The following is a 1251-nucleotide window of genomic DNA, read 5'->3' as shown; positions in this document are numbered from 1 at the left end:
CGGGGAATGGCGAGAATCGCACGGCGTTCCTCGCTGGGACCGGTACGCGCAGTACTTGGTGGAGAGCAAGGGCTGGTCGGGCGATGTCGTCGCCGGCCTGGACCATGAGACCAGCCATCTGATCGACCTCGCTGGTGACCCGGCGGTCGCCGGCGAGTGGGCTCGGCGCGGCCTGGCCATCGGAGAGGTGCAGTCCGGCAAGACTGCGAACTACATCGGAGTCCTCAACAAAGCGCTCGACGTCGGCTACAAGATCATCATTGTCATCGGTGGGCACACCAATGATCTGCGTCGACAGACCCAGGAGCGAGTGGACTCGGACCTTCTCGGGTTCGACACGAACTACTCAGCCGTCGAGATCGCGACGTCCAAGAGCAGCCTTGCTTCAGCTGCCATCGGAGTAGGGCGGATCCCATCTGACATCGCAACGCCCGCACGCCTCACGTCCGTCCTCGGTGACTTCAGCAAGTCGAACAAGTCGACACAGGGGGTCACCGTCGGAGGAGCTCCTGTGGTCGGTGTCGTCAAAAAGCACGCCGGCACGTTGAACAACCTCACTGCATTTTTACGGCACCAGGCCATGCACGGACGTCTGGTTGCACCCCTCCTTGTGATCGACGACGAGGCTGACTGGGCATCGGTGAACACCGGCACTGAACAGAAGGTTGTGGCCGTCAATCAGGCGATCCGCGATCTGCTGGCGGTCAGCACACGCAGCAGTTATATGGCCATCACCGCAACCCCGTTCGCGAACATCCTCATCGACTCATCTGTAGAGGACGACCTATTTCCAAAGGACTATATTCGAGCATTGCCGAGCCCGAGCAACTACTTAGGTGTCGAGCACTATCACTCGCCGGCCGCCAGGCGGGAGTGGCCCCACAGGCTCCAGACGGACGTTGCGGACGTCCTTCAGACGCTTCCATACAACCACAAACGCACCGCTCGTTTGGACCGTCTCCCGGAGACGCTGGAGAACGCAGTGCTGGCGTTCTTCATGGGCACCGCCATGAGGCGAATCCGGGACGGAAAGCCGAAGCCTGCCTCGATGATGATCAACATCACGCGGTTCAATGACGTCCAGGAGAACGTCCACGCGTTAACCAACGACTTCGTGACGACGGTGGCCGCGTCGCTTCGCGCGGAACTTCTCGCTGGGCTTCCCGGGGAGTCCCCGGTAGTGCGCCGGATGAGGGACGTGTTCACTGCCGTCTATCCGGGGGTCGAGTTCAGCTGGGATGACCTTCGCGC

The 1251-nt window shown here is 61.5% G+C and carries 1 protein-coding gene; it reads left to right on the top strand.

All coding sequences use genetic code 11. From position 1 onward, the window contains the following. Positions 1-58 precede the first annotated feature (58 nt). On the top strand, positions 59-1251 hold a 1193-nt coding region (locus AB0L75_RS44335; protein ID WP_365191958.1), incomplete at its 3' end, for a Z1 domain-containing protein.

The sequence above is a fragment of the Streptomyces sp. NPDC052101 genome (genome assembly GCF_040680235.1).
Lineage (GTDB): Bacteria > Actinomycetota > Actinomycetes > Streptomycetales > Streptomycetaceae > Streptomyces.
Note: the sequence above shows the minus strand (reverse complement) of the source record. Positions and strands in the feature narration are given on the sequence as shown.